Consider the following 22,039-nt stretch of genomic DNA (forward strand, 5'->3'; position numbering starts at 1 on the left):
CTGGACCCGACGCATGATCGAGATCCGCAAGCAGAACCCCGCCTTCGGCCTCGGCACCTACACCGAACTGCCCTCCTCCAACCCCGCCGTCCTCGCCTTCCTGCGCGAGGCCCCCGCGAACGGGGAAGGAGCGGACGACCTGGTCCTGTGCGTGAACAACTTCTCCCGGTTCGCGCAGCCCACCGAGCTGGATCTCAGCGCCTTCGGCGGACGGCACCCGGTCGAGCTGTTCGGCGGGGTCCGCTTCCCGCCGGTCGGCGACCTGCCGTACCTGCTGACCCTCGGCGGTCACGGCTTCTACTGGTTCCGGCTGCGCAAGGACGCCCCTTAGTCCCTGTAGTCCCTGTCCCCGCCCGCAGTGCGGTTTCCGCCGCGCCGCCCGGGGCACGCATCAGTAACCACCCCGACCTCTCCGGGGAAAGGACGCGACGCCATGCCGGAAGCCGTCATACGCACCGTCCCGAGCCCGCCGGGCCTCCTCGCCTCACTCGATCCGCTGCTGCGTCAGTGGCTGCCGCGCCAGCGCTGGTTCGCGGGCAAGGGGCGTCCCGTCACCGGCTTCTCGCTGGTCGCCGCGACCGAGCTGCTTCCGGCCGGCTCCCGCCTGGGCCTGCACCACGTCCTGGTCCGCACCCGGCAGCAGTCCGCCCCGGCGCCGGGCGCGCCGGAGGAGCCCGGCGACTGCTACCAGCTCCTCATAGGCACGCGCGAGGCGCTGCCGCCCCGGCTGGCGCCCGCGCTGATCGGACATCTGACCGAGGGCCCGGATGCCGGACGCACCGCCTATGACGCCCTGTACGACACCCGGCCCGCCGAGGTGCTTCTGGAGGCGCTGCGCACCGGGGCCAGGATCGGCGGGCTCCGCTTCGAGCGGGACCCGGAGCAGGAGATACCCGCCGGTCTGGAGCCTCGGCTGCTGACCGCCGAGCAGTCCAACTCCTCCGTCGTGTACGGAGATACGTTCATCCTCAAGCTGCTGCGGCGGGCCGTGCCCGGCGTCAACCCCGACCTGGAGCTGCCGCTCGCGCTGGCCCGCGAGGGCTGCCCCCGCGTACCGGCGCCGGCCGGCTGGCTGACGGCCGACCTGGACGACCGCACCTGGGTGCTGGGCGTGCTCCAGCCGTACGTGCGGGACGCGGCCGACGGCTGGGAGCTGGCGCTGCGCGAGCCGGCCGGGGGTGAGGACTTCACCGCCGAGGCGCGGGCGCTCGGCCGGGCCACCGCCGAGGTGCACACCGCGCTGGCCCGCGCGCTGCCGACGGTCACCCTCGGCCAGGGTGCGGTGCGGCGGCTCGCCGACGGCATGGCCGAACGGCTGGCACAGGCCGCGCGGGCCGTACCGCTGCTCGGTCCGTACGCGCCCGCGCTGAGTACGGCGTTCACCGCGCTGGCGGACCTGGCCGCCGAGGGCCGCACCTGGACCGCCCAGCGGATCCACGGGGACCTGCACCTCGGCCAGTGCCTGCGTTCCCCCGGCGGCGAGTGGTCGCTGATCGACTTCGAGGGGGAGCCCGCGAAGCCGCTGGCCGAGCGGCGGCTGCCGCAGCCGCCGGTGCGGGACGTCGCCGGGATGCTGCGGTCCTTCGACTACGCGGAGCACTCGGCCGACGCCCCGGTGCCCGGCTGGGCCGCGGCCTGCCGGGCGGCGTACTGCGCCGGGTACGCGGAGGCGGGCGGCCACGACCCGCGCACGGACCCGGTGCTGCTGCGCGCCTACGAGACGGACAAGGCGGTCTACGAGGTGCTGTACGAGGCCCGGCACCGCCCCGACTGGCTCCCGGTGCCCCTCGCCGCCGTGCGCCGCCTCAGCGCGCCCGAACCCGAACCGGCATGACCTCCCCGTCCGGTCCCCCGTCGCCCAGGAGGCTCCGCCCGTGACCCCCCGCCCCTCGTCCAGCGGTTCCGAACCGAAGAAGAAGGCCGCGAAGAAGACCACGAAGACGCCCAAGAACACGGCCAAGAACACGGCCAAGAACACGACCCGGAAGTCGGCCGCGGGAACGGCCGCGAAAACGACCCCGAAGCAGAGCCCCGCGGCGAAGAACCCCGCGGCGAGGACGGCCGGGGCGCCCCCGAGGGAGCCGGCGCAGGAGGCCGCGCCCGGAAGAGGCCCCGCAGCCTCCCCCGAGGTCGCGGTCGCGGCCTCCTCCCCCTCCCTGGACGCCGCCGACCGGGAGCGCCTGCTCGCCGGCGCCCACCACGACCCGCACTCCGTGCTCGGCGCCCACCGCGTGCCCGGCGGGGTCGCCTTCCGGGCCTTCCGGCCGTACGCCCTGGCGGTGAGCGTCCGCTCCGGCGACCTGCGCATCGAGCTGCACGACGACGGCGACGGCTTCTTCTCCGGGCTCGTACCGCTGCGCGAGGTGCCGTCGCACCGGCTCCTGGTGACGTACGACGGGTCGGTACAGGAGGTCGAGGACCCGTACCGCTTCCTGCCCGCGCTGGGCGACCTGGACCTGCACCTGATCGCCGAGGGGCGGCACGAGCAGCTCTGGCAGGCGCTCGGCGCGCACCCGACGGTCCACGGGGGCGTCGCGGGCACCCGGTTCGCGGTGTGGGCGCCGAACGCGCGCGGCGTCCGGGTGGCCGGCGGCTTCAACTTCTGGGACGGCACCGGTCACCCGATGCGCTCCCTCGGCTCGACCGGCGTGTGGGAGCTGTTCCTGCCCGGTGTCGGCGCGGGCGAGCTGTACAAGTTCGAGATCACCCGGCCCGACGGCTCCCGCACCTTCCGCGCGGACCCGCTGGCCCGCCGCACGGAGGTCCCGCCGGCCACCTCCTCCGTCGTCCACGTCTCGGAGTACACGTGGGGGGACGCCGAGTGGCTGGCCCGCCGCGCGGACCGGCCCGCGCACGAGGCCCCGCTGTCGGTGTACGAGGTCCACCTGCCCTCCTGGCGGCCGGGGCTGACCTACCGCGAACTGGCTGAGCAGCTCCCCGCCTACGTGGCCGACCTGGGCTTCACGCACGTCGAGCTGATGCCGGTCGCCGAGCACCCCTTCGGCGGCTCGTGGGGCTACCAGGTCACCGGCTTCTACGCGCCCACGGCCCGGCTCGGCGACCCGGACGACTTCAGGTACCTGGTGGACCGGCTGCACCGGGCCGGCATCGGCGTCCTGATGGACTGGGTGCCGGCGCACTTCCCGCGCGACGACTGGGCGCTGGCCGAGTTCGACGGGCGCCCGCTGTACGAGCACTCCGACCCGCAGCGGGCCGCGCACCCGGACTGGGGGACGCTGGAGTTCGACTTCGGGCGCCGCGAGGTGCGCAACTTCCTGGTCGCCAACGCCGTGTACTGGTGCGAGGAGTTCCACATCGACGGGCTGCGCGTCGACGCGGTCGCCTCCATGCTCTACCTGGACTACTCGCGCGAGGCGGGCCAGTGGACGCCGAACGAGCGCGGCGGCCGGGAGAACCTGGACGCGGTGGCCTTCCTCCAGGAGATGAACGCGACCGTCTACCGCCGGGTGCCCGGCGTCGTCACCGTGGCCGAGGAGTCCACGGCCTGGGACGGGGTCACGCGGGCCACGCACCACGAGGGCCCGAGCGGGTTCGGCGGGCTCGGCTTCGGGCTGAAGTGGAACATGGGCTGGATGCACGACTCGCTGGAGTACATGAGCCACGAGCCGGTGCACCGCCGGTACCACCACGGGGAGATGACCTTCTCCATGGTGTACGCGTACAGCGAGAACTACGTGCTGCCGATCTCCCACGACGAGGTGGTGCACGGCAAGAAGTCCCTGGTGTCGAAGATGCCCGGCGACTGGTGGCAGCAGCGCGCGAACGAACGCGCCTACCTCGCCTTCATGTGGGCCCACCCCGGCAAGCAACTCCTCTTCATGGGGCAGGAGTTCGCGCAGGGCGCCGAGTGGTCGGACCTGAACGGCGTCTACCGGGACACACCGGCGCTGTGGCAGCGCGACACCCACCCCTCGGGTTTCTCCTGGGTCGTGGGGGACGCCGCCGAGGACAACGTGCTCGCGTTCCTCCGCCTGGACGCCGACGGCACGCCGCTGCTCGCGGTGTCGAACTTCGCCCCGGTCGTCCGCTCCGACTACCGCCTCGGCGTCCCCGCCGACGTCCCCGCCTGGCACGAGGTCCTCAACACCGACGCCGCCCGCTACGGCGGCGGCGACGCGGGGAACCCGGACCCGGTCAAGCCGGAGCCCCAGGGGTGGCACGGCCGCCCGGCGAGCATCCGACTGACCCTGCCGCCCCTGGCCACGGTGTGGCTGCGCCCGGCCTGAGACGGCAGGGTGCGGCTCCCACTCAGTCCTCTCAGTCCTGTCGAAGCCCCCTCGGCAGCGGCTCGGTGTGCAGGATGCCGAGGTGCTGGGTGGCGCGGGTGAGGGCCACGTAGAGGTCGCTGGTGCCGTAGCGGCCGGGCTCGACGACCAGGACGGAGTCGAACTCCAGGCCCTTGGACTGACGCGGGTCCAGGAGGACCACGCGGTGGGTCAGGTCCGGCTCGGCGTCCGCGCTCACGCCGTCCAGGCGGGCCGCGAGCGCCCGGTGGAGTTCGCGCGGGGCGATGACCGCGAGGCGGCCCTCGTCCGGGGTCAGTTCGCGGGCGGCCACGGCGACGGCGGCCGGGAGGTCGCCGGTGGCGCGGATCCAGGGGCGTACGCCGGTGGACCGTACCGAACTCGGCGGGGCGAAGTCCGGGTCGTCGGCGCGGACGACGGACGCCGCCAGGTCCATGATCTCGGCCGGGGTGCGGTAGTTGACCCCGAGGCGGGTGTGCTCCCAGCGGTCCTCGACGTAGGGGGCGAGGATCTTCGACCAGGAGCCGACGCCGGCCGCCTCCGCGGTCTGGGCCGGGTCGCCGACCAGGGTCATCGAGCGGGTCGGGCAGCGCCGCATCAGCAGCCGCCACGCCATCGGGGACAGCTCCTGCGCCTCGTCCACGATGATGTGCCCGAAGGCCCAGGTGCGGTCGGCCGCGGCGCGTTCGGCGGCGCTGCGGTGGTCGTCCTCCTCCTGGCGTTCGGCGAAACGCTCGGCGTCGATGATGTCGTGGGCGAGCAGGACCTCGGATTCCTCCTCGTCCTTGTCCTCGAACTCGTAGGTCCGCGACGCGTACGACACGTCGAGGACGCCCTGTGCGTAGGCGATCTGCTCCTCCCGCTCGCGTTCCGCCCGGGAGCGGGCGACCCGGTCGTCCACGCCGAGCAGTTCGGCCGCCTCGTCCAGCAGTGGCACGTCGGCGACGGTCCAGCGCCGGGTGACCGGGCGGCGGACGGCGGCGGCGTCCCGGGCCGGCAGGAAGGCCTCGGGGGCGGCCAGGAAGCCGGCGACCAGGCGCTGCGGGGTGAGCCGGGGCCAGAGCTGGTCGATCGCCGCCCAGACCTCGGGGTTCTCGGCGAGTTCGTCGCGGATCTGGGTGATGTCGCTGGGGTCGAGGAGGTTGCCGCCGTCGTAGGGGTCGGTGCCGATGCGCTCGGCGACCATGTCGGTGAGGGTGTTGAGGATGTGGCCCTCGAAGTGCTCGCGGGCCGCGTTGTGCGGCAGCTTCGCGGCGCGGGTGCGCTCCCGGGCGACGTTGACCAGGTCGTCGTCCAGCATGAGGACGTCGCGGTCGTGCTCGATCGCGATCACCGGGTCGGGCAGCGTCTGCCGGTCGCGGACCACCTCGGCGAGCACGTCGGCCATGTCGGCGCGGCCCTTCACGGCCGCCGCCGCGGGCAGGTCCGCCGCCGTGGCCCGCACGCCGGGGAACAGCTCGGCGACGGTGGACAGCAGCACACCGGTCTCGCCGAGCGAGGGCAGCACCTCGCCGATGTAGCCGAGGAAGGCCGGGTTGGGGCCGACGATGAGGACGGCGCGCTTGGCGAGCAGCTCGCGGTGCTCGTAGAGGAGGTAGGCGGCGCGGTGCAGCGCGACGGCGGTCTTGCCGGTGCCGGGACCGCCCTCGACGACCAGCACACCGCGGTGCGGGGCGCGGATGATGCGGTCCTGGTCGGCCTGGATGGTCTGCACGATGTCGCCCATGCGGCCGGTGCGCGCGGAGTTCAGCGCGGCCAGCAGCACGGCGTCGCCCGACGGGTCCTCGTGACCGGTGCGGGTCTCGTCGCCGAGGTCGAGGATCTCGTCGTGCAGCGCGGTGACCCGGCGGCCGTCGCTGGTGATGTGCCGGCGGCGGCGCAGACCCATCGGGGTGTGGCCGGTCGCCAGGTAGAAGGGGCGGGCCACGTCGGCCCGCCAGTCGATGAGGACCGGGGTGCGTTCCGGGTCGTCCGCGCGCAGCCCGATCCGGCCGATGTGGTGGCCGTCCCCGGAGGCCAGGTCGATCCGGCCGAAGCAGAGGGAGCCGTCCACCGCGTTGAGCGCGGCGAGCAGTCCCGAGCGCTCGGCGACCAGGATGTCCCGCTCCAGCTTGGCCTGCTGCGGGGTGCTCCCCTGGGCGAGCGCGTCCGTCACCGCCACCTCGGCGTCGCCGCGCAGCGCGTCCACGCGCGCGTACAGCCCGTCGACGAATTCCTGCTCGTGTCGCAATTCATCGTCCGGCAATTCGGTGTTTGACAATTCCACTCCCGCCCGGATATACTGTGCTCACTGCACTTCTTTGTGACTGCCTCTGTTTGAAGTCACGAATCACCGAATATACGCAGAGAAATCCCCCGAGCGCAATTGCTCGGGGGATTTCTTGTGTCCCGCGCCGGTTCCGCGCGGGTCAGACGACGTCGGCCAGCTCCGCGAGGAGCCGCCGCTTCGCCATGGCGCCCACCATCGACTTCACCGGCTCACCGTCGCGGAACACCATGAACGTCGGCATCGACAGCACCTTGTAGGCGTTGGTCGTGGCCGGGTTCCGGTCGACGTTCAGCTGCACCACCCGGAACCGGTCGGCCTCCTCCTGGGCGAGGGCGCCGAGCACCGGCACCATCTGCCGGCACGGCGGGCACCAGTCCGCGGTGAACTCCACAAGGACGGGCAGTTCGCTGCCGAGGACCTCGGTGCCGAAATCCGCGTCCGTGACCTCCGCCACCCCTTCGACCGTCGTCATGCGTCTCCTCCGAATTCACATTTCGGCTCCGGACCCCCCGGAACCGCCGCCTCGGCCCGCGCCAGCTGCGCACCCACCTGCGTCCGCACCGACGAGAGCTGCTCGATCAGCGCGTCCAGCTCCGCCAGCTTGCGCCGGTAGACCCCGAGCGAGGCCGGGCAGGAGTCGCCCTCGGGATGCCCGGCGCGCAGGCACTCCACGAAGGGGCGGGTCTCCTCCAGGTCGAACCCGAAGTCCTGCAGCGTCATGATCTGCCGCAGCAGCTTCAGGTCGCCGTCGTCGTAGGTCCGGTACCCGTTGCCGGCGCGCCGCGCGGGCAGCAGGCCCCGTGACTCGTAGTACCGCAGCGTCCGCGTCGTGGTCCCGGCCCGTGCGGCCAGCTCGCCGATTCGCATACCGACGAAGGTAAGCCTTGACGCGGGCGTCAAGGCAAGACGGCAGAGCAGGACGAGACGGCGAGGCGGGACGCACGAGAAACCCCGCGCCACGAGCGCGGGGTTTCTCGGTGACCGGGCGGCTGAGCAACGGGGGGAGCACCTCAGCCGCCCGGCGTGCGGGGGGGAACCCGGGAACGTCAGGTCTTCGCCAGTTCCTTCTCGCCGCCCGCCTCGGGGAGTTCCCCGGAGTCGGCGTCGGTGTCGTCGGCACCGTGGTGGTCGTCCAGCAGGGTCTTCTCGTCGAACGGCGCCCGGCCCGCGAGCACCTCGTTGACCCGGTCCTTGTCGATCTCCTTGGTCCAGGTGCCGATCAGGACGGTGGCCACGGCGTTGCCGCCGAAGTTGGTCAGGGCGCGGGCCTCGCTCATGAAGCGGTCGATGCCGACGATCAGGCCGATGCCGTCCACGAGGGCGGGCTTGTGCGACTGGAGGCCGCCGGCCAGCGTGGCCAGACCGGCGCCCGAGACACCGGCGGCGCCCTTGGAGGCGACCAGCAGGAAGAGCAGCAGCGGGATCTGCTCACCGATCGACATCGGCGTACCCATGGCGTCCGAGATGAACAGCGAGGCCATGGTCATGTAGATCATGGTGCCGTCGAGGTTGAACGAGTAGCCGGTCGGGACCGTGATGCCGACCACCGGCTTGCTGACGCCCAGGTGCTCCATCTTCGCGATCAGACGCGGCAGCGCCGACTCCGAGGAGGAGGTGGACAGGATCAGCAGGAACTCGCGGCCCAGGTACTTGAAGAGCGAGAAGACGCTGACGCCGGCGATGACGCGCAGCAGCGTGCCCAGCACCAGGATGAGGAAGAGGACGCAGGTCACGTAGAAGCCGAGCATCAGCACGGCCAGGCTCTTAAGCGCTTCGAGGCCGGCCGAGCCGGTGACGGCGGCGATGGCACCGAAGGCGCCGATCGGCGCGGCCCACATGATCATCGCGAGGACGCGGAAGACCAGCCGCTGGATGTGCTCGATGCCGCGCAGGACGGGCTGCCCGGCGTTGCCCATGGCCTGCAGGGCGAAGCCGGCCAGCAGGGCGATCAGCAGGGTCTGCAGGACCTCGCCCTCGGTGAACGCCGAGACCATCGTCGTCGGGATGATGCCGAGCAGGAACTCGGTGGTGCCCTTGGCCTCGGCGTCGACCTGCGCCTGGCCGGTGTCCTTGACGGCGTCGGTGACCGCGAGGCCCGTGCCCGGGTCGAGGATGTTGCCGACGATCAGGCCGATGGCGAGCGCCACCAGGGACATCACGAAGAAGTAGACCAGGGCGATACCGCCGACGGCGCCGACCTTGGCGGCCTTGCGGACCGATCCGATGCCCAGCACGATCGTGCAGAAGATGATCGGCGAGATCATCATCTTGATCAGGTTCACGAAGCCTTCGCCCAGCGGCTTCAGCTCGGTCGCGAAATCCGGTGCGAGCAGGCCGACCGCGATACCGAGGACGACCGCGATGATCACCGCGATGTAGAGATAGTGCGTGCGATCGCGCTTGACCTTGGGTGCGGCAGGTGCCGTAGCGGCGTTGCTGGTCACGGCGGCCCTCCTTGACGACGTCGTCGGCATCACCGGCGTGCGGCTCACGTCCGGGGTGTTTATCAGGGGATGGGGTGACTATCTCGCGGCGTGTGAGCGCGGTCACCCTTGCGTTCATTTAGTTCACAATCCAGCCAGGGGGGAGACTGGCGGCATGCGCCTCCCCCTCCCGAGACCCCGGAGCCTCGCCGGGCAGCTCTTCGCCATGCAGGCCGTCCTGATAGCGGTCGTCGTGGTGGGATACGCGCTGTTCAGCTACATCAGCGACCGCGGGCAGGCCCAGGCGGCCGCCGGGCGTCAGGCCAGGGCGGTTGCGCTGGCGATCGCCGACTCGCCGTCGGTGGCGGAGGCGGTCCGCACCCCGGACCCGTCGGCGCTGCTGCAGCCGTACGCGGTCCGGGTCATGCAGGACACGGACGTGGACTTCGTGACGATCATGAACCCGCGGGGCATCCGCTGGACCCATCCCGACCCGAAGCAAATCGGCCATCCCTTCCAGGGGCACATCGACCGCGCGCAGCGGGGCGGCACCTTCACGGAGACCTACACGGGCACGCTCGGGCCCTCGGTGCGGGCGGTGACGCCGATCAAGGACGGCGAGCGGGTGGTCGGTCTGGTGAGCGCCGGGATCAAGGTGGAGGAGATCAGCAAGCGGGCCCGGGAGCAGCTGGCGGCGCTGACGGGGGTGGCGGCCGGGGCGCTGCTGCTCGGCGCGGTCGGCACGTACGTGATCAACGCGCGGCTGCGCCGGCACACGCACGGGATGAACGCGGACGAACTGAGCCGGATGCACGACTACCATCAGGCGGCGCTGCACGCGGTGCGCGAGGGGCTGCTGATGCTGGACGGGCAGTACCGGGTCGCGCTGATCAACGACGGTGGACGGGAGCTGCTCGGGGTGACCGGTGACGTGGTGGGCGCCTCGGTCGCGGAACTGGGTCTGCCGTCGCAGCTGACGGGGGCGCTGCTGGCGTCGGAGCCGCGGGTGGACGAGGTGCACCTGGCGGCGGAGCGGGTGCTGGTGGTGAACACCTCGCCGGTCTCCGGCGGTGAGCGGCGCGGCACGGTGGTGACGCTGCGGGACGTGACCGAACTGCAGTCGCTGACGGGCGAGCTGAACTCCGAGCGGGGTTTCTCGCAGGCGCTGCGCTCGCAGGCGCACGAGGCGGCGAACCGGCTGCACACGGTGGTCTCGCTGATCGAGCTGGGACGCGCGGAGGAGGCCGTGGACTTCGCCACGGCGGAACTGGAACTGGCGCAGGCGCTCACCGACCAGGTGGTGGCGGCGGTGGGCGAGCCGGTGCTGGCGGCGCTGCTGCTCGGCAAGACGGCGCAGGCCAACGAGCGGGGAGTGGAGCTGGTGGTGTCGCAGGAGAGCCGGCTGGACGACGGACTGCTGCCGCCGTCGCTGCCCGCCCGGGACCTGGTGACGATCCTGGGCAACCTGGTGGACAACGCGGTGGACGCGGCCCAGGGCGCGGTGCCGTCCCGGGTGGCGGTGGCGGCGTACACGGAGCGGGTGGGCACGGGGAAGGCGAGCGCGGAGGCGGCGGGCGCCGAGGCAGCGGGCGCGAAGACGGCGGGCGCCGAGGCGGAGGGGGCGGGTACGCAGGCGGCGGGCGCCGAAACGCTGGGCGCGCAGGGGGCGGTGGGTGGTTCGGGAACGGCCGAGGGAGGCCGCTCCGAGCTGGTGCTGCGGGTGTCGGACACCGGTGCCGGGGTCGACCCCGCCCACGCGGACCTGGTCTTCGAGCGGGGCTACTCGACGAAGCCGGCCGACGAGGGCGGGCGCGGCCTGGGCCTCGCCCTGGTGCGGCAGGCGGTGCGGCGCCACGGCGGCACCCTGAGCGTGACGGACGCGGAGGGCGGCGGCGCCCGCTTCGAGGCTCGGCTGCCGCTGGGCAGCGCCGGTGCCGACCCGGCGACGCCGACCACGCCGACCGCCCCGACCGGCGGACCGCAAGACGGGGGTGCCGCGTGAGCGCCGCCGCACAGCCCATCCGGGTCCTGGTCGTCGAGGACGACCCGGTCGCCGCCGACGCGCACGTGCTCTACGTCGGCCGGGTGCCGGGGTTCACGGCCGTCGGCAAGGCGCACACCGGCGCGGAGGCCCGGCGGCTGCTGGACCGCACGCCGGTGGACCTGCTCCTGCTCGACCTGCACCTGCCGGACGTGCACGGGTTGCAGCTGGCACGCTCGCTGCGGGCGGCGGGGCACCACACCGACGTGATAGCGGTGACGTCGGCGCGGGACCTGGCCGTGGTGCGCGAGGGCGTGTCGCTGGGCGTCGTGCAGTACGTGCTGAAGCCGTTCACCTTCGCCACCCTGCGCGACCGCCTGGTGCGCTACGCCGAGTTCCGGGGCGCCGCGGGCGAGGCGAGCGGCCAGGACGAGGTGGACCGCGCCCTGGCGGCCCTGCGCGCCCCGGGCCCGGCCGCCCTGCCGAAGGGCCTGAGCGGCCCGACCCTCGAACGGGTCACCGCCACCCTGCGCGGCTCGCAGGAGGGCCTCACGGCGGCCGGGGTGGCCGAGGCGGTGGGCATCTCGCGCATCACGGCCCGCCGCTACCTGGAGCACCTGGTGAACGCGGGCCGGGCGGGCCGGAGCCCGCAGTACGGCCAGGTGGGGCGGCCGGAACTGGTGTACCGGTGGGCGCGGAAGCCCGAACGGGACCGGTGAGAGCGGGCCGCTCACCGCGCCCGCGCCGCGGTGATGAACACAGGTTGTCCACCGCACGCTCATTGACCTGAACAGACCGCCCCTCTTACGTTCACCGAGCAGCCGTCCCGGCCACAGTGTCGTGCCCGTAGGAGGTCGTGCCCGTGCGTCCCGCCATCAGGTTCACCGCCCTGTTCACCATCACCGCGCTCGCCTCCACCGCACTCGCCGGCTGCGGCAGCGGCTCCGGCAGCGATCCGGACACGGTGAAGGTCTCCTTCAAGCAGTCGACGGACAACTCCGTCAAGGTGATGGACACCTACCTCGCCGACATCAAGAGGCAGTTCGAGAAGGCCAACCCGGGGAAGAAGGTCGAACTCGTCCCCATCAAGGCGCCGGACGCGGAGTACTACACCAAGCTCCAGCAGATGCTCCGCTCCCCCAAGACCGCCCCGGACGTGGTCTACGAGGACACCTTCCTCATCAACTCCGACATCACCAGCGGGTACCTGAAGCCGCTCGACGACTACCTCGCGCAGTGGAAGGACTGGGACCAGTTCATCGACACGGCGAAGTCCGCCGTCGAGGGCGAGGACGGCAAGACGTACGGCGTGCCGGACGGCACGGACACCCGCGGGCTGTGGTTCAGCAAGGACGTGTTCGCCAAGGCCGGCCTGCCCGCCGACTGGCAGCCGAAGACCTGGGCCGAGGTCCTCGACGCCGCCCGCACCATCAAGGAGAAGGTCCCCGGCGTCACGCCGCTCAACGTCTACACGGGCAAGCCCGCCGGTGAGATGGCCGCCATGCAGGGCTTCGAGATGCTGCTGTACGGCACGGGCGACGGGTCCGCGGACCCGCTGTACGACAAGAGCGGCAAGAAGTGGATCACGGCGGGGCAGGGGTTCGAGGACTCCCTCGCCTTCGTGGAGAGCGTGTACAAGGAGAAGCTCGGCCCGGAGGTCTCCGACGCGCTCGACCCCAACTTCTCCACCAAGATCCGCGGAGAGCTGCTCCCGCAGGGCAAGCTCGGCATCGCGCTCGACGGCTCCTGGCTGCCGCAGGACTGGCTGGAGGGCAGCGGACACGAGTGGCCCGAGTGGCCGAAGGAGCTGGGGCTCGCGGCCATGCCCACGCAGAACGGGCAGGCGCCGGGCCGGGTGAGCATGTCCGGCGGCTGGGCCTGGTCCGTGCCGGCCAAGGCGGGCAACCCGGACCTGGCCTTCGAGTTCGTCAAGACGATGCAGTCCAAGGCGAACGCCCAGAAGTGGTACATCGCCAACTCCGGCATCTCGGTCCGCGACGACGTCGCCAAGGACCCCTCGTACGTCTCCGCGCAGCCCGGCATCAAGTTCTTCACCGACCTCGTCGCCGACACCCACTTCCGGCCCGCCTACCCGGCGTACCCGAAGGTGTCCGTCGCGATCCAGGAGGCGATGGAGGGCGTGACGACCGGCGACACGTCGGTCGCGGAGGCCGCGAGCGGCTACGACGAGGCGCTCAAGGACGCCACCGACAACCAGGTGACCTCCAAGTGACCGCGACCACCCCGCCGCCGCAGGCGGAGCCGGAGGTCCGCAAGGCCCCGCCGCCCCCGGACTCCGGCGCCCATCCCGGCACCGCACGCCGCTCCCTCCTGCGCGCCCTGCCCGTCTCCCCCGCCGTCGTCCTGCTGCTGCTCTTCCTGGCCGGCCCGATCGTCTACTGCGTGGTCATCGCCTTCACCGACCTGCAGCTCACCGGTCAGGCCGAGGAGTCCTTCGTCGGCTTCGACAACTTCACCCGGGCCTTCAGGGACGAGGCGTTCCTCAACGCCGTATGGCTGACCCTGGTGTTCACGGTGCTGTCGTCGCTGATCGGGCAGAACACCCTGGGCCTCGCGCTGGCCTCGCTGATGCAGCGCGCCTCGAAACCGGTCCGCACGCTCACCGGTGGCATCGTTGTCACGGCCTGGGTGCTGCCCGAGGTCGTGGCGGGCTTCCTGCTCTACGCCTTCTTCCGCCGCGAGGGCACCCTGAACGCCGTTCTGGACTGGCTCCATCTGCCGTCCCAGAACTGGCTGTTCACGCTGCCGATCCTGGCGGTGTCCTTCGCCAACGTGTGGCGGGGCACGGCCTTCTCGATGCTGGTGTACTCGGCCGCGCTGAACGAGATCCCCAAGGAGGTCACCGAGGCCGCCGAGGTGGACGGCGCGAGCGGCTGGCGCCGCATGTGGCACGTCACGCTGCCGATGATCCGGCGCTCCATCGGCACCAACCTGATGCTCAACACCCTCCAGACCCTCTCGGTCTTCGGACTGATCTGGGTGATGACGCGGGGCGGTCCGAGCGGCAAGAGCCAGACGCTGCCGCTGTTCATGTACGAACAGGCCTTCCAGAACAGCCTGATCGGCTACGGCACGGCGGTGGCCCTGCTGCTGTTGCTGATCGGTTCGCTGTTCTCGGTCGTGTATCTGCGCCTGCTGCGCACGGAGGTCTGACATGGCGGACACGCTCACGCCCCGAACACCCGGGACCTCCGGACCGTCCGGGACGTCCCGGACGTCCACCGCACCCCGCCGCACCACCCCTGCCTCCCGGCGCAACCGGCGCCGGGCCGCCGCCGACGCCGGGCTGCTCGTGGTGGCCGCGGCCTTCGTGCTCCCGCTGGCCTGGGTCGTGCTGTCCGCCCTGGACCCGCACGCGAGCCTGCGCGTGAAGGTCCCCGACGGGCTGACGCTGGACAACTTCGACGCGATCCTCACCCCCGAGATCACCTTCACCCCGCTGCTCAACAGCCTGATCCTGTGCGGCGGCGCGACGCTGCTGACGGTGGTGTGCGCGGCGCTCGCGGCGTACCCGCTCTCCCGTTTCCGCTCCCGTCTGAACCGCCCGTTCCTGCTGACCGTCCTCTTCGCGACCAGCCTCCCCATCACGGCGATCATGGTGCCGGTCTACGCGCTGTTCGTGCGCGTGAACATGATCGACACCATGCAGGGGACGATCTTCTTCTTCGCCGCCTCGCAACTGCCCTTCGCAATCTGGCTGATGAAGAACTTCATGGACGGCGTGCCCAAGGAGCTGGAGGAGGCGGCGTGGACGGACGGCGCGTCGTCGTTCCAGTCGCTGCTGCGGATCGTGCTGCCGCTGATGGGCCCCGGAGTGGCGGTGGTGACGGTGTTCTCGTTCGTGATGATGTGGGGGAACTTCTTCGTCCCCTTCATGCTGCTGCTCTCCCCGGACCAGATGCCCGCCTCCGTCAGCATCAACGACTTCTTCGGCAACCGGGGCATGGTGGCGTACGGGCAGCTGGCGGCGTTCTCGATCGTCTACTCGACGCCGGTCGTGCTGCTGTACGTGCTGATCTCGCGGCGGCTCGGCGGCGGGTTCGCGCTGGGCGGCGCCGTGAAGGGGTGAGCACGAGGCCGGCCCCCTCCCCTCACCCGCCCTCCGTATGTTCCTACAACACGTATCGCTGGCCGAACAGTCCGTAGCCAGCGGCGTCCCGTACCCCTACGGTGTGGCGCGTGCGCCGACCCTCACCAGGCCCGAGCCAGTCGGGTCCCCCGTTCAACGCCCTCGCCGCGCGCCGGCTGCGCGCCGCCCTCAACATGCGGCCCGAACACGTCGCCCACGGCATCCAGGTCTCGTACGGGCTGCCGTACGTCACCCCGGACCTCGTCGCCGCCTGGGAGCGGGGGACGGTCTCGCCCCGGGGCCCGGAGCTGACGGCGCTCGCCGGGATGCTGTGGTGCTCGCCGGGCGAGCTGATCGGCCGGCCGCAGTCGCTGCGCGAGCACCGGGTGGCCCGCGGCCTGGCGCCGGAGGACGTCGCGCGGGCCGTGGGGCTGGGGCTCGCCGCCTACCAGCGGATGGAGGAGGCGGACGACTGGCACGGCACCGACCGCCAGTCCGCGCTGCTGGCCGACGCGCTCGGCCTGACGATGCCCGACTTCGTGGTCGTCATGGGCCGGGAGGAGAAGCTCGCCGACCTGCTGACCAGCGCCGTGACCACCCGCTGGCAGGGCTGTGTGCGCCCGATCGCCAAGCTGGCCCCGCTGGACCGGCGCGTCCTGGAGAACGTTCTGCAGGTGCTGCACCAGGACTACCAGGGCCGCATGAGCAGCACCCTCGGCTGGGGCGGCGGCACCGCCGACTCCGCCGCCGGCGGCCGCGACTTCCTGGACCGGATCGTGGAGCACTTCTGGTCGGCGGTGGAGAAACACCCGTAGGCGCCGCACGGACGGTCACACAACCGGGGCTAGAAGACCGACTCCGCCTCGTCCATGCGGTCCTTGGGGACCGTCTTCAGCTCGGTGACGGCCTCCGCCAGCGGCACCATCACGACGTCGGTGCCGCGCAGCGCGGTCATCCGGCCGAAGTCGCCCCGGTGCGCGGCCTCCACCGCGTGCCAGCCGAAGCGGGTGGCGAGCACCCTGTCGTACGCGGTCGGCACGCCGCCGCGCTGGACGTGGCCGAGGATGACCGGCTTGGCCTCCTTGCCGAGCCGGCGCTCCAGCTCGTAGGCGAGGGCGGTGCCGATGCCCTGGAAGCGCTCGTGGCCGAACTTGTCTATGGCGCCCTTGCCGTAGTCCATGGAGCCCTGGGCGGGGTGGGCGCCCTCGGCGACGCAGACGACGGCGAACTTCTTGCCGCGGGCGAACCGCTCCTCGACCATCTTGACCAGGTCGGCCGGGTCGAAGGGGCGCTCGGGCAGGCAGATGCCGTGGGCGCCGGCGGCCATGCCGGACTCCAGGGCGATCCAGCCGGCGTGCCGGCCCATGACCTCGACGACCATGACGCGCTGGTGGGACTCGGCGGTGGTCTTGAGGCGGTCCATCGCCTCGGTGGCCACGCCGACGGCGGTGTCGAAGCCGAAGGTGCGGTCGGTGGAGGAGATGTCGTTGTCGATCGTCTTCGGCACACCGACCACCGGCAGCCCAGCGTCGGACAGCATCCGGGCCGCCGTGAGGGTGCCCTCGCCGCCGATCGGGATCAGCGCGTCGATGCCGAAGTTCTGGATCATGTCCGAGGCGTTCTCGCAGGCCTCGCGGAGCCGGTCGCGCTCCAGGCGGGAGGAGCCCAGGATGGTGCCGCCGCGGGCGAGGATGCCGCTGACCGCGTTGAGGTCGAGGGTGCGGTAGCGGCCGTCCAGCAGGCCCGCGTAGCCGTCCTCGAAGCCGATGACCTCGTCGCCGTAGTTGTCGACCGCTCGGTGCACGACCGACCGGATCACTGCGTTCAGGCCGGGGCAGTCGCCGCCTGCGGTGAGAACTCCGATACGCATCGTGCTGTGTCTCCTGCTCGCTGTGGGCACCTGTGAGCCGGTCCAATTGTTCCATGGCCCGCGGGGCGGTGGTCCACGGTGCCGGAGAGAGGCCGGTGAGCATCCGGTGCTGACGGGCGCCTTATCCATCGCCGAAGGTATTGTCAAGAGGGTTCCGCTCACCCCGGCGGGCGATCCCCGTGCACGGGACGGCCGCCACTGGACGCACACGGAACAGCCGCCACCCGACGAAACGGAGAGCACGCGTGACGCGCAGCGTGTACGTGACCGGCATCGACCGCGGCGACGGCCGCCAGGTCGTCGAACTGGGGGTGATGGAACTCCTCACCCGGCAGGTCGACCGGGTCGGCGTCTTCCGCCCCCTGGTGCACGACGGGCCCGACCGGCTGTTCGAGCTGCTGCGCTCCCGCTACCGGCTCGCGCAGGACCCCTCGACGGTCTACGGCATGGACTACCAGCAGGCCTCCGCGCTCCAGGCCGAAGAGGGCACGGACGAACTGGTGTCCGCGCTGGTCGGCCGTTTCCACCTGGTCGCCCGCGACTACGACGTGGTGCTCGTCCTGGGCACCGACTACGCAGACACCCAGTTCCCGGACGAGCTGTCGCTGAACGCGCGGCTCGCCAACGAGTTCGGCGCCTCGGTCGTCCCCGTCGTGGGCGGCCGCAAGCAGACCGCGGAGTCCGTGCTCGCCGAGACCGTCAACGCCTTCCGCGCCTACGACACCCTGGGCTGCGACGTCCTGGCCATGGTGACCAACCGGGTCGCCCGCGAGGACCGGGACGTGATCGCCGAGCGGCTGACCGACCGCCTTCCGGTGCCGTGCTGGGTGGTGCCGGACGAGCCCGCCCTGTCCGCGCCGACCGTCTCCCAGATCGCGCACGCCCTGGACGCCGAGGTGGTCTTGGGCGACGACTCCGGGCTGGCCCGCGACGCGCTGGACTTCGTGTTCGGCGGGGCCATGCTGCCCAACCTGCTGGCCGCCCTGACCCCGGGCTGCCTGGTGATCACGCCGGGCGACCGCGCCGACCTGGTGGTCGGCTCGCTGGCCGCGCACAGCGCCGGCACCCCGCCGATAGCCGGCGTCCTGCTGACCCTGGACGAGGTGCCCGGCGAGGGCGTCCTCACCCTGGCCGCCCGCCTCGCCCCGGGCACGCCGGTGCTCTCGGTGACCGGCAACAGCTTCCCCACCGCCGAGCGGCTGTTCTCCCTGGAGGGCAAGCTGGGCGCGGCCACTCCGCGCAAGGCGGAGACCGCCCTCGGCCTGTTCGAGCGGCACGTCGACACCGCCGGGCTGAGCCGGCGGGTCTCCGCGCCGAGCAGCGACCGCGTCACGCCGATGATGTTCGAGCACACGCTGCTCGAACAGGCCCGCTCCGACCTGCGCCGGGTCGTCCTGCCGGAGGGCACCGAGGAGCGGGTGCTGCACGCGGCGGAGGTGCTGCTGCGCCGGGGCGTGTGCGAGCTGACGCTGCTCGGCCCGGCCGAGCAGATCCGCAAGAAGGCCGCCGACCTGGGCATCGACCTCGCCGGCGCCGAGCTGATCGACCCGGCCACCAGCGAGCTGCGGGACTCCTTCGCGGAGAAGTACGCCGAGCTGCGGGCCCACAAGGGCGTGACGGCGGAACTGGCGTACGACGTGGTCAGCGACGTGAACTACTTCGGCACGCTGATGGTGCAGGAGGGGTTCGCCGACGGCATGGTGTCGGGGTCCGTGCACTCGACGGCGGCGACCATCCGGCCGGCCTTCGAGATCATCAAGACGAAGCCGGACGCGGCGATCGTCTCGTCCGTCTTCTTCATGTGCCTGGCCGACAAGGTCCTGGTCTACGGCGACTGCGCGGTCAACCCCGACCCGGACGCCGAGCAGCTCGCCGACATCGCGACCCAGTCGGCGGCGACGGCGGCGCGGTTCGGGGTGGACCCGCGGATCGCGATGCTGTCGTACTCCACCGGCACGTCCGGCTCGGGCGCGGACGTCGACAAGGTGCGCGAGGCGACGGAGCTGGTGCGGGCGCGCCGCCCGGACCTCAGGATCGAGGGGCCGATCCAGTACGACGCCGCGGTCGAGCCGTCGGTGGCCGCGACCAAGCTGCCCGGCTCGGCGGTCGCGGGGCAGGCCAGTGTGCTGGTCTTCCCCGACCTGAACACCGGCAACAACACGTACAAGGCCGTGCAGCGCTCGGCCGGCGCCGTCGCGGTCGGCCCGGTGCTCCAGGGACTGCGCAAGCCGGTCAACGACCTGTCCCGGGGCGCGCTCGTCCAGGACATCGTCAACACCGTCGCCATCACGGCGATCCAGGCCCAGCAGTCCCCGGCCGGGCAGCCCCCGACCGGGCAGTCCCCCACCGAGAAGGCGTCCGACCTGTGAACGGCACCCGTGTCCTCGTCCTCAACTCCGGCTCCTCGTCGGTGAAGTACCAGCTGATCGACATGCACGGCGGCGACCGGCTCGCGGTGGGCCTGGTCGAGCGGATCGGTGAGGAGACCTCGCGGCTGAAGCACACGCCGGCGGGCGGCGGGAGCCGCGAGTGGTCCGGGCCGGTCGCCGACCACGACGCCGCGCTGAAGGCGGTCGCGGCCGAGCTGGCCGGGGACGGCCTCGGCCTGGACTCGCCCGAGCTGGCAGCGATCGGCCACCGCGTGGTGCACGGCGGCCGGCGGTTCACGGAGCCGACCGTGGTCGACGACGCCGTACTCGCCGAGATCGAGCGGCTCATCCCGGTCGCCCCGCTGCACAACCCGGCCAACCTGACCGGCATCCGCACCGCGCAGCAGCTGCGCCCGGACCTGCCGCAGGTCGCCGTCTTCGACACGGCCTTCCACACGACGATGCCGGAGTCCGCGGCCCGCTACGCGATCGACGTGGAGACCGCCGACGCGCACCGCGTCAGGCGCTACGGCTTCCATGGCACCTCGCACGCGTACGTCTCGCGCGAGACGGCGCGGCTCCTCGGCCGGGCGCCCGAGGACGTGAACGTGATCGTGCTGCACCTCGGCAACGGGGCCTCGGCCTCGGCGGTGCGCGGCGGCCGGTGCGTGGACACCTCCATGGGGCTGACGCCCTTGGAGGGGCTCGTGATGGGTACGCGCTCGGGAGACATGGACCCGGCCGTCATCTTCCATTTGATGCGTGTTGGTGAAATGTCCGCCGACGAGATCGACACTCTCCTCAACAAGAGGAGCGGTCTGATCGGGCTGTGCGGCGACAACGACATGCGGGAGATCCGCCGCCGGGTGGACGCCGGGGACGAGCGGGCGCGGCTGGCGTTCGACATCTACATTCACCGGCTGAAGAAGTACATCGGCGCCTATTCCGCCGTTCTCGGCCGCGTGGACGCGGTGGCCTTCACGGCCGGGGTCGGGGAGAACTCGGCGCCGGTGCGCGAGGCGGCCGTGGCGGGCCTGGAGGGGTTCGGCCTGGCGGTGGACGGAGAGCTGAACGCCGTACGCGGGGACGGGGCCCGGCTGATCTCGCCCGCACACGCGCGGGTGGCGGTGGCGGTGGTGCCGACGGACGAGGAAATGGAGATCGCGACACAGACCTACGCGCTGGTAAACGATTCGGGGAATCTCACCTGAGCGGCATCCCGCCCTTTTGTACTTTCCACTGGCCGGAATATTCCGCGCCGAAACAAACCGATAGGATCGCCCCATGCGCCGTTCCAAAATCGTCTGTACTCTCGGCCCCGCGGTCGACTCCCACGAGAAGCTCGTCTCGCTGATCGAGGCCGGCATGAACGTGGCCCGCTTCAACTTCAGCCACGGCAGCCACGCCGAGCACCAGGGGCGTTACGACCGGGTGCGGGCCGCCGCCAAGGAGACCGGCCGGGCCATCGGGGTCCTCGCCGACCTGCAGGGCCCGAAGATCCGTCTGGAGACCTTCGCGGAGGGCCCCGTCGAGCTGGTGCGCGGTGACGAGTTCACCATCACCACCGAGGACGTCCCGGGCGACCGGACGATCTGCGGCACGACGTACAAGGGCCTGCCCGGCGACGTCACCAAGGGCGACCAGGTGCTCATCAACGACGGCAACGTCGAGCTGAAGGTCACCGAGGTCGAGGGCCCGCGGGTGCGCACGATCGTCATCGAGGGCGGCGTCATCTCCGACCACAAGGGCATCAACCTGCCCGGCGCCGCGGTCAACGTCCCCGCGCTGTCCGAGAAGGACGTCGAGGACCTCCGTTTCGCCCTCCGCATGGGCTGCGACATGGTCGCCCTCTCCTTCGTCCGGGACGCCAAGGACGTCGACGACGTGCACCGCGTGATGGACGAGGAGGGCCGCCGCGTCCCCGTCGTCGCCAAGGTGGAGAAGCCGCAGGCGGTGGAGAACATGGAGGGCGTCGTCGCGGCCTTCGACGCCGTCATGGTCGCCCGCGGCGACCTGGCCGTCGAGTATCCGCTCGAGAAGGTCCCCATGGTGCAGAAGCGCCTGATCGAGCTGTGCCGGCGCAACGCCAAGCCGGTGATCGTGGCGACCCAGATGATGGAGTCGATGATCACCAACTCCCGTCCGACCCGCGCCGAGGCCTCCGACGTGGCCAACGCGATCCTGGACGGCGCGGACGCGGTCATGCTGTCGGCGGAGTCGTCCGTGGGCGCGTACCCGGTCGAGACCGTCAAGACGATGTCGAAGATCGTCACCGCCGCCGAGGGCGAGCTGCTCTCCAAGGGCCTGCAGCCGCTGGTGCCGGGCAAGAAGCCGCGCACGCAGGGCGGTTCGGTGGCCCGCGCGGCGGCCGAGATCGCCGACTTCCTGGGCGGCAAGGGCCTGGTGGCCTTCACGCAGTCCGGCGACACCGCCCGCCGTCTGTCCCGCTACCGCGCGGCGCAGCCGATCCTGGCCTTCACCACCGACGAGTCGACCCGCAACCAGCTGGCGCTCAGCTGGGGCGTGGAGTCGCACGTGGTGCCGTTCGTGAACAGCACCGACGAGATGGTCGACCTGGTGGACCAGGAGACGATGCGCCTGGGCCGGTTCAGCGACGGCGACGTCGTCGTGATCACCGCCGGTTCGCCCCCCGGCGTGCCCGGCACCACCAACATGGTCCGCGTCCACCACCTGGGCGAGACCCGGCGCGGCTGACGGCCGCTTCCCGGACGGGCCTTGTCCTGTACGGCGCTGAGGGCGCCCCCTGGTGCA

General features: G+C 71.8%; 17 protein-coding genes. 12 read left to right on the top strand and 5 right to left on the bottom strand.

What is annotated here, in order from left to right; genetic code table 11:
- The 3 genes from IG94_RS0121205 to glgB all read left to right on the top strand — a co-directional run.
- On the top strand, window positions 1-331 hold a 331-nt coding region (locus tag IG94_RS0121205; RefSeq protein WP_211269684.1), incomplete at its 5' end, for an alpha-glucosidase C-terminal domain-containing protein.
- A 102-nt stretch (window positions 332-433) separates the two neighbouring features.
- Window positions 434-1,834, top strand: coding sequence for a maltokinase N-terminal cap-like domain-containing protein (locus tag IG94_RS0121210; RefSeq protein ID WP_031039174.1), 1,401 nt, complete (start codon window positions 434-436; stop codon window positions 1,832-1,834).
- 40 nt (window positions 1,835-1,874) lie between these two features.
- Window positions 1,875-4,247 (top strand): 1,4-alpha-glucan branching enzyme, encoded by a 2,373-nt coding sequence (glgB, locus tag IG94_RS0121215; protein WP_078892380.1) that lies wholly within the window; start codon window positions 1,875-1,877, stop codon window positions 4,245-4,247.
- 31 nt (window positions 4,248-4,278) lie between these two features.
- Here the strand turns inward: glgB and IG94_RS0121220 are convergent, their stop codons facing one another.
- From IG94_RS0121220 to IG94_RS0121235, 4 genes are all read right to left on the bottom strand, one after another.
- The gene (locus tag IG94_RS0121220) at window positions 4,279-6,543 is read right to left on the bottom strand and encodes a HelD family protein (protein ID WP_031039179.1); all 2,265 of its coding nucleotides are present in this window, start codon (window positions 6,541-6,543) and stop codon (window positions 4,279-4,281) included.
- Window positions 6,544-6,673: 130 nt separating this feature from the next.
- A complete protein-coding gene (locus tag IG94_RS0121225; protein WP_043484245.1) occupies window positions 6,674-6,988 on the bottom strand; it encodes a thioredoxin family protein in 315 nt (104 codons plus the stop codon).
- A 14-nt stretch (window positions 6,989-7,002) separates the two neighbouring features.
- Window positions 7,003-7,401, bottom strand: coding sequence for a MerR family transcriptional regulator (locus tag IG94_RS0121230; protein ID WP_031039186.1), 399 nt, complete (start codon window positions 7,399-7,401; stop codon window positions 7,003-7,005).
- A gap of 179 nt (window positions 7,402-7,580) precedes the next feature.
- Window positions 7,581-8,978, bottom strand: coding sequence for a cation:dicarboxylate symporter family transporter (locus tag IG94_RS0121235; RefSeq protein ID WP_031039190.1), 1,398 nt, complete (start codon window positions 8,976-8,978; stop codon window positions 7,581-7,583).
- 154 nt (window positions 8,979-9,132) lie between these two features.
- Between IG94_RS0121235 and IG94_RS0121240 the strand changes: the two genes are divergently transcribed.
- From IG94_RS0121240 to IG94_RS0121265, 6 genes are all read left to right on the top strand, one after another.
- Entirely contained in the window at window positions 9,133-10,959 is a 1,827-nt protein-coding gene (locus tag IG94_RS0121240; protein WP_031039193.1) for a sensor histidine kinase, read from the top strand.
- Complete coding sequence (locus IG94_RS0121245) at window positions 10,956-11,657, top strand: response regulator (RefSeq protein ID WP_031039196.1); 702 nt, start codon at window positions 10,956-10,958, stop codon at window positions 11,655-11,657. The genes IG94_RS0121240 and IG94_RS0121245 overlap by 4 nt, the downstream gene beginning before the upstream one ends.
- Window positions 11,658-11,800: 143 nt before the next feature.
- Window positions 11,801-13,171, top strand: a complete 1,371-nt coding sequence (locus IG94_RS0121250) for an extracellular solute-binding protein (protein ID WP_031039200.1) — start codon at window positions 11,801-11,803, stop codon at window positions 13,169-13,171.
- Window positions 13,168-14,112, top strand: a complete 945-nt coding sequence (locus IG94_RS0121255; protein WP_031039205.1) for a carbohydrate ABC transporter permease — start codon at window positions 13,168-13,170, stop codon at window positions 14,110-14,112. Before IG94_RS0121250 ends, IG94_RS0121255 begins: the two co-directional genes overlap by 4 nt.
- A 1-nt stretch (window position 14,113) precedes the next feature.
- Window positions 14,114-15,028, top strand: coding sequence for a carbohydrate ABC transporter permease (locus tag IG94_RS0121260; protein ID WP_031039209.1), 915 nt, complete (start codon window positions 14,114-14,116; stop codon window positions 15,026-15,028).
- A 101-nt stretch (window positions 15,029-15,129) separates the two neighbouring features.
- The gene (locus tag IG94_RS0121265; RefSeq protein WP_031039214.1) at window positions 15,130-15,843 is read left to right on the top strand and encodes a helix-turn-helix domain-containing protein; all 714 of its coding nucleotides are present in this window, start codon (window positions 15,130-15,132) and stop codon (window positions 15,841-15,843) included.
- Between the two features lie 29 nt (window positions 15,844-15,872).
- Here IG94_RS0121265 and IG94_RS0121270 read toward each other — a convergent pair whose 3' ends face one another.
- Window positions 15,873-16,898, bottom strand: coding sequence for an ATP-dependent 6-phosphofructokinase (locus tag IG94_RS0121270; protein WP_031039217.1), 1,026 nt, complete (start codon window positions 16,896-16,898; stop codon window positions 15,873-15,875).
- Between the two features lie 245 nt (window positions 16,899-17,143).
- On the opposite strand from IG94_RS0121270, the gene pta reads away from it, so the two are divergent.
- The 3 genes from pta (at window position 17,144) to pyk (ending at window position 21,982) form a co-directional block, all read left to right on the top strand.
- Window positions 17,144-19,267: a phosphate acetyltransferase gene (gene pta, locus IG94_RS0121275; protein ID WP_031039220.1), complete on the top strand. Its 2,124-nt coding sequence runs from the start codon at window positions 17,144-17,146 to the stop codon at window positions 19,265-19,267.
- Window positions 19,264-20,478: an acetate kinase gene (locus tag IG94_RS0121280; protein WP_031039223.1), complete on the top strand. Its 1,215-nt coding sequence runs from the start codon at window positions 19,264-19,266 to the stop codon at window positions 20,476-20,478. Before pta ends, IG94_RS0121280 begins: the two co-directional genes overlap by 4 nt.
- Before the next feature lie 73 nt (window positions 20,479-20,551).
- Entirely contained in the window at window positions 20,552-21,982 is a 1,431-nt protein-coding gene (gene pyk, locus IG94_RS0121285) for a pyruvate kinase (RefSeq protein WP_031039226.1), read from the top strand.
- Window positions 21,983-22,039 lie beyond the last annotated feature (57 nt).

This window comes from Streptomyces olivaceus (assembly GCF_000721235.1).
Lineage (GTDB): Bacteria > Actinomycetota > Actinomycetes > Streptomycetales > Streptomycetaceae > Streptomyces > Streptomyces olivaceus.

Coding starts and splice junctions, on each gene's coding strand:
- IG94_RS0121270 (WP_031039217.1), bottom strand. CDS start 16,898: ATGCGTATCGGAGTTCTCACCGCAGGCGGCGACTGCCCCGGCCTGAAC.
- IG94_RS0121260 (WP_031039209.1), top strand. CDS start 14,114: ATGGCGGACACGCTCACGCCCCGAACACCCGGGACCTCCGGACCGTCC.
- IG94_RS0121210 (WP_031039174.1), top strand. CDS start 434: ATGCCGGAAGCCGTCATACGCACCGTCCCGAGCCCGCCGGGCCTCCTC.
- IG94_RS0121240 (WP_031039193.1), top strand. CDS start 9,133: ATGCGCCTCCCCCTCCCGAGACCCCGGAGCCTCGCCGGGCAGCTCTTC.
- pyk (WP_031039226.1), top strand. CDS start 20,552: ATGCGCCGTTCCAAAATCGTCTGTACTCTCGGCCCCGCGGTCGACTCC.
- IG94_RS0121230 (WP_031039186.1), bottom strand. CDS start 7,401: ATGCGAATCGGCGAGCTGGCCGCACGGGCCGGGACCACGACGCGGACG.